Origin of the sequence: Kitasatospora sp. NPDC057518, assembly GCF_042802075.1 — a bacterium.
Taxonomy (GTDB): domain Bacteria; phylum Actinomycetota; class Actinomycetes; order Streptomycetales; family Streptomycetaceae; genus Kitasatospora.
On the sequence record NZ_JBHVEU010000532.1, the window covers coordinates 1 to 5,630 of the forward strand.

At 72.8% G+C, this 5,630-nt stretch carries 5 protein-coding genes; 3 read left to right on the forward strand and 2 right to left on the reverse strand.

The window, feature by feature from the left end; all coding sequences use genetic code 11:
• A partial coding sequence (locus tag ACFU7Z_RS35255) for an FAD-binding protein (RefSeq protein ID WP_380782071.1) occupies positions 1–1,521 on the reverse strand: 1,521 nt, incomplete at its 3' end.
• A gap of 408 nt (positions 1,522–1,929) precedes the next feature.
• Here ACFU7Z_RS35255 and ACFU7Z_RS35260 point away from each other — a divergent pair.
• On the forward strand, positions 1,930–2,676 hold the full coding sequence (locus ACFU7Z_RS35260; RefSeq protein WP_380782073.1) for a DUF2306 domain-containing protein: 747 nt from the start codon (positions 1,930–1,932) through the stop codon (positions 2,674–2,676).
• 25 nt (positions 2,677–2,701) lie between these two features.
• On the opposite strand, the gene ACFU7Z_RS35265 is transcribed toward ACFU7Z_RS35260, so the two are convergent.
• A complete protein-coding gene (locus tag ACFU7Z_RS35265; protein ID WP_234348258.1) occupies positions 2,702–3,046 on the reverse strand; it encodes a YciI family protein in 345 nt (114 codons plus the stop codon).
• A gap of 157 nt (positions 3,047–3,203) precedes the next feature.
• On the opposite strand from ACFU7Z_RS35265, the gene ACFU7Z_RS35270 reads away from it, so the two are divergent.
• Both ACFU7Z_RS35270 and ACFU7Z_RS35275 read left to right on the forward strand, forming a co-directional pair.
• On the forward strand, positions 3,204–4,790 hold the full coding sequence (locus ACFU7Z_RS35270) for an MFS transporter (RefSeq protein WP_380782075.1): 1,587 nt from the start codon (positions 3,204–3,206) through the stop codon (positions 4,788–4,790).
• 116 nt (positions 4,791–4,906) lie between these two features.
• Positions 4,907–5,596 (forward strand): DUF899 domain-containing protein, encoded by a 690-nt coding sequence (locus tag ACFU7Z_RS35275; protein ID WP_049650269.1) that lies wholly within the window; start codon positions 4,907–4,909, stop codon positions 5,594–5,596.
• The last annotated feature ends 34 nt before the right edge of the window (positions 5,597–5,630 follow it).

The following is a 5,630-nucleotide window of genomic DNA, read 5'->3' on the forward strand; positions in this document are numbered from 1 at the left end:
GGACGGGAGTTCCACCGACATCGCGTGGCGGAAGACGTTCCCGGGGTCGTACCGCTTCTTGACCGCCTGCAGCCGGGCGTAGTTGTCCCGGTAGTACAGCGTCGTCCAGGAGACCCCGGAGTCGTTCAGCTTCGGGTCCAGCAGGTCGACGTCGGGGTAGTTGATGTAGCTCCCGGAGTTCCGCTCGTCCGGGAGCGGGACGCCGCCGGTGGCGGCGTAGACGTCGCGGTAGAAGGAGCGGACCCAGTCGAGGTGCTCGGCGCCCGAGCCCCCCTCCCAGTTCCCGGTGGAGTAGACGGCCTTCACGATCGCGTCCCGCTGGGCCGTGGCGGTGGCGTCGGCGGGCAGCGCGTTGACCTGGCCGCCGAACCCGGAGAGGCCGAGGTTCGCGGCCGGGTTGTGGTAGTCGGTGCTGCTCAGGTACCTCCAGATGACCGCTATCTGCTCGTCCGTGTACCCCTTGCGGAGGTCCCCGGCCTTGTGCTTGTAGTTCCCGGACGGCTCGTAGGGCCAGTTCTGCGGGGACATCCAGGGGATGACCTGGTCGGTGTCGATCACGGGCGTGGCGCCGACCCCGGCGGTGAGGAAGTCGACATGGGTGTTCAGTCGCTCCGACGCGCCCGGGAGCGCGTCGTCGATGACGGAGATCAGGCCGAGCATGCCCCCCGAGCGGTGGAAGAGCTGGAGGACCCCCCAGATGTCGCAGGCCGGCGTGCCGGGCTCGCTGTTCCGCTCGTACCAGGTGCCGTAGTTGCGGACCAGCGTGCCGAACGACGCCTCGTCCATGCCGTCCCAGGAGTACATCACCGTCCGCCGGCGCGCGTTGCCGGGGGCCTTCGGCAGCAGGTCCGCCGGCCGGTCGGAGCGCACGCCCCGGCTGCGCAGCCAGAACCGGGTGACGACGCCGAAGCTGCCGCCCCCGCCGCCGGCGTGCGCCCACCACAGGTCCCGGTTCGGGTCGCCCTCCTCGCGGGTGGCGACGACGGTGCGGGCCCTGCCCTTCTCGTCGACGACCACCACCTCCACCGCGTACAGGTGGTCCGCCACCAGGCCGTCCCGGCGGGAGAGGTGGCCGTAGCCGCCGCCCGTCAGGTGCCCGCCGATCGCGACGTCCATGCAGGCCCCGGCCGGCAGGGTGACGCCCCACTCCTTGAAGAGGGTGCGGTAGACGTGCCCGAGCGTGGCGCCCGGACCGATCGCGAAGGCCCGGCGCTCCGGGTCGTGGCGGACCTCGTCCAGCAGCGACAGGTCGATCAGCGTCTCGACCTCCGGAGCGAAGGTGAAGCCCTCGAAGCAGTGGCCGCCGCTGCGCACCCCGATCCGCTTCCCGGCCCGCACCGCCTCCTCGACGACGGCGACGACCTGCTTGGTGCCGTGCACCACGCGCACCGAGTCGGGGCGGCCGACGAACCGTTGGTTGTGGCCGATGGTCAGGCTGCTGTACCTGGTGTCCTCGGGGCGGACGACCGTCCCGTCGGCCCGGGCCGGGGCGAGACCTCCGGGATCCGTCACATCACTCACGTACTACCTCCGGAAACAGTGGGCGGAGTTGCCTCCCCGGCGGCTCTCGGCGAAGCCTCCGCACGTGGGCGCGGACCGGCGCGGTGTCCGGGACGGCCACGCGGCGGCACGTCGAGGCCCGGGGGTTCGTTCGACGAACTCCGTCAGCGTACAGGTGAGTTGACGAACCATGAGATCGACCTGATCGGACCCCGGACGCTGCGGACCCGACCGGTCCCCGACACCGTCCAGCACAGCCGTCCCTCCTCGCCCGTCGCCCCGATCGGCTCCAGACGCATCGTCGTCCGTCGCAGCGGCCCCTGTCTTCTCGTGGATTGCGCAGGAGGGACAGCAAGCCGGGAGGTGCCGTCCGGCCGCTCGGTTTGTGAAGCTGGCGGCCATTCGTCACCCGGGCGGGGAAGGACACCCATGGCTCAGCAGACCGACAGCACCGCCACCGCCGCGCTCCCCGAGTCCGGCCGGCGCCGCGACTCCGGCGGGCGGGACGAGTCCGGCGGAGGGGGCGCGGACGGCGGGCGGGGCGCGGGGCGGGCCTCCGCCCGCCGGTGGGCCGCGCTGCTCGCCCTGCTCGTCGGGCTCTTCCTCGTCGACGAGCTCCCGCCCTACCTGCGCTTCGATCCGGCGAAGGCGCGCATCAACCTGGACCCCCAGGTCCCGTGGCACTACGCGGTCCTGGTGGCGCACATCGCCTTCGGGTCGATCGCGCTGGTCACCGTCGTGCTCCAGCTGTGGCCCGGGCTGCGGCGGACCCGCCCGCGGCTGCACCGGCTCAGCGGCCGGCTCTACGTGTACGCCGGCGCCCTGCCCTGTGCCGTCACCGCGCTGGTGATCATGCCGCTGATGCCCGAGTGGCGCGGCGACATCGGGATCGCGCTCCAGGCGCTGCTGTGGATCGCGACCACGGTGGCCGGGACGGTGGCGGCCCGCCGGCACCGCTGGGCCGAGCACCGCCGGTGGATGCTGCGGAGCTTCGCGCTCGCCGCCGGCGTGCTGTGGGGCCGCGCCATGGTCGACGTCATGGTCCACACGGGAGCGCCCGTCCCGCTCGACTACCTGTTCGAGGTCGCGCGCTGGCTCGGCTGGATGGTCAACCTCGTCCTCGTGCAGCTCTGGCTGGACCGGAAGCCGCGGCGTCGGCTCCCGGTGTCCGCCTGAGGGAGGGGCCGCCGGGCCCCTCCGGTCACGCCTCCGGCCCCACCATGGGCCTGATCTCCACCCGGGCCAGCCGGGCGTCGGGAATGCGGGCGGCGATCTCCGCCGCCCGCTCCATGCCGTCGCAGTCGACGATGTCGTAGCCCGCCAGGTGCTCCTTGACCTCGGCGAACGGACCGTCCACGACCTGCACCGCGCCGTTGCGGACCCGCACCGCCCGGCTCCGCTCCGGGGGAGCCAGCACCGAGCCGCCGACCCACTCCCCGGACGCCTCCAGTTCGCCGATCAGCGCCGCGTGCTCGGGGCCGAGCGAGGCCCGCTCCGCCTCCGTGAGCGCCTCCCACACCACCGGGTCGCTGTAGATCAGCAGCATGTACTTCACGCACGTCCTCCGCGGCCTGTTCCGGAACTTCGTGGACGACGATAGCGAAGCGGATGTCGGATCGCAGGCCGCGGCTCCGACCCCGGGGTGACGGACGCCCTCCGGGGGCGGTCCCGTCCCGTACAACCCGACTCTGGAGGACGTACCCATGACCTCGCCGACGACCGCGGCCTCCCCGCCGCGAGCGGGGCGCCGCGAGTGGACGGGCCTGGCGGTTCTCGCCCTGCCCACACTCCTGCTCGCGCTGGATCTCAGCGTGACCTACCTGGCGCTGCCCAGCCTGACCGACGACCTCGGGGCCGGCGCCACCGAGCAGCTGTGGATCACCGACGTGTACGGCTTCCTGACGGCCGGCTTCCTGGTCACCATGGGCACGCTGGGTGACCGCGTCGGCCGCCGCAAGCTGCTGCTGTACGGCGCGGTGGCCTTCGGGATCGCCTCGGCGGTGGCCGCCTGGTCGACCAGCCCGGGCATGCTGATCGCGGCGCGCGCCGCGATGGGCGTCGCCGGGGCCACCCTGATGCCCTCCACGCTGGCGCTGATCAGCAACATGTTCCAGGACCCGCGGCAGCGCGGCATGGCCTTCGCGGTGTGGATGAGCTGCTTCATGGGCGGCGCGGCCGCCGGGCCGGTCATCGGCGGCGCGCTGCTCAGCCACTTCTGGTGGGGCTCGGTGTTCCTGCTGGCCATCCCGGTGATGGTGCTGCTGCTGGCCGTCGGTCCGGTGTTCCTGCCCGAGTACCGCTCCCCGCAGGTCCGCGGCGCGGACCCGCTGAGCGTCGCCCTGTCCCTGCTGGCGATGCTTCCCCTGGTCTACGGCATCAAGGACATGGCCCGGGACGGGGTCCAGCCGCTGGGCGCGGCCGCGGCCGTCGCCGGCCTGGCCTTCGGGGCCGTGTTCGTGGCGCGGCAGCGCCGGCTCGCCGACCCGCTCCTCGACGTCCGGCTCTTCAAGCGGCTCGCGTTCACCGCGGCGCTGGTGATCCTGATGCTCGGGGTGGCCACCCAGGGCGGGGTGATGTTCCTGATCAGCCGGTACCTGCAGTCGGTCGAGGGGTTCACCCCGCTGCACGCGGGCCTGTGGCTCGTCCCGTCCTCGCTGGCGATGGTGGTCGGGAGCATGCTGGCGCCGCTCGCCGCACGCCGGTTCACCCCCCGGGTGGTGATCGCCGCCGGCATGGGCCTCGCCGCGGTCGGCTTCGCGCTGCTCGCCGTCCTGGACACCTCGGACGGGCTGTCCCAGCTGGTGGGCGGCATCATCCTGGTCTTCCTCGGGATCGGGTTCGTGGGCGCGCTCGGCCAGGACCTCGTGGTGGGTTCCGTGCCCCCCGCGAACGCCGGGGCGGCGGCGGCGCTCTCGCAGACCAGCGGCGACTTCGGCATCTCGCTGGGGGTGGCCGCGCTGGGGAGCATAGGAGCCGCCGTCTACGGTGCCCGGATGGACGGCTTCAGCCCGTCCGGGGCCCCGGCCGGCGCGCTCCCCGACGTCCGGCAGAGCGTCGAGGCCGCCGCGCAGGAGGCCGGGCGGCTGTCCGGGGACGCGGGCGCGCGCCTGCTCGAGCACGCGCGTGACGCGTTCACCTCGGGCCTGAACGCCGCCGCCGTGGTCAGTGCCGTCCTGGTCGCCGCCCTCGGTGTCCTGGCGCTCGGCGCGCTCGGGTCGCGCTCCGAGGCCGGGGCGGTGTCCCCGGCGGCGGAGGAGTCGCCCGCACCGACCGCCACGGCCGTGGAATGACCCGCCGCAGCAGAGCGCCGCGGAACACCGCGGCACGGAACACCGCCGTACGTAACACGGCAGTACGGAACACGGCAGTACGGAACACCGCACCGCATGAGAGGAAGAACGGCACCATGGACACGGAACCGCAGTCGGAGCTCCCCCGGGTCGTCGGGCGGGAGGAGTGGCTCGCCGCCCGCCGGGAGTTCCTGGTCAGGGAGAAGGAGTTCACGCACGCCCGGGAGGCGCTGAGCGCCGAGCGCAGGCGGCTCCCGATGGTCCGGGTCGAGGAGGACTACGTCTTCGAGGGCCCCGACGGCAAGGCGTCCCTGGCCGACCTCTTCGAGGGGCGCCGGCAACTGATCGTCCATCACGTGATGTTCGACCCGGAGTGGGAGGAGGGCTGCCCCAGCTGCCGGTTCCAGATCCGGGAGATCGGGTACCTGCCGCACCTGCACGAGCGGGACACCACGCTGGTGCTGGTCTCCCGCGCGCCGCAGGAGAAGATCCGCCGGTACAAGGAGCGGATGGGCTGGGACATCCCGTACTACTCGTCGTACGGGAGCCGCTTCAACTACGACTTCCACGCCACGCTGGACGAGTCCGTGACCCCGCTCCTGATCAACTTCCGGACCAGGGAGGAGCACGAGGCCGCCGTCGGCCCCTGGGACATCTGGGGCCACGAACTCCCCGCGGTCAGCGTCTTCCTGCGGGACGGCGAGGAGGTCTACCACACCTACTCGACCTTCTCGCGCGGGCTGGACATCCTCCTCGCCGTCCACAACTACCTGGACCTGACGCCGTTGGGCCGCCAGTTGGGATGACCGCGCCGGTGCGCCGCCGGCCCCGCGTCACGGA

Coding starts and splice junctions, on each gene's coding strand:
- ACFU7Z_RS35260 (WP_380782073.1), top strand. CDS start 1,930: ATGGCTCAGCAGACCGACAGCACCGCCACCGCCGCGCTCCCCGAGTCC.
- ACFU7Z_RS35265 (WP_234348258.1), bottom strand. CDS start 3,046: ATGCTGCTGATCTACAGCGACCCGGTGGTGTGGGAGGCGCTCACGGAG.
- ACFU7Z_RS35270 (WP_380782075.1), top strand. CDS start 3,204: ATGACCTCGCCGACGACCGCGGCCTCCCCGCCGCGAGCGGGGCGCCGC.
- ACFU7Z_RS35275 (WP_049650269.1), top strand. CDS start 4,907: ATGGACACGGAACCGCAGTCGGAGCTCCCCCGGGTCGTCGGGCGGGAG.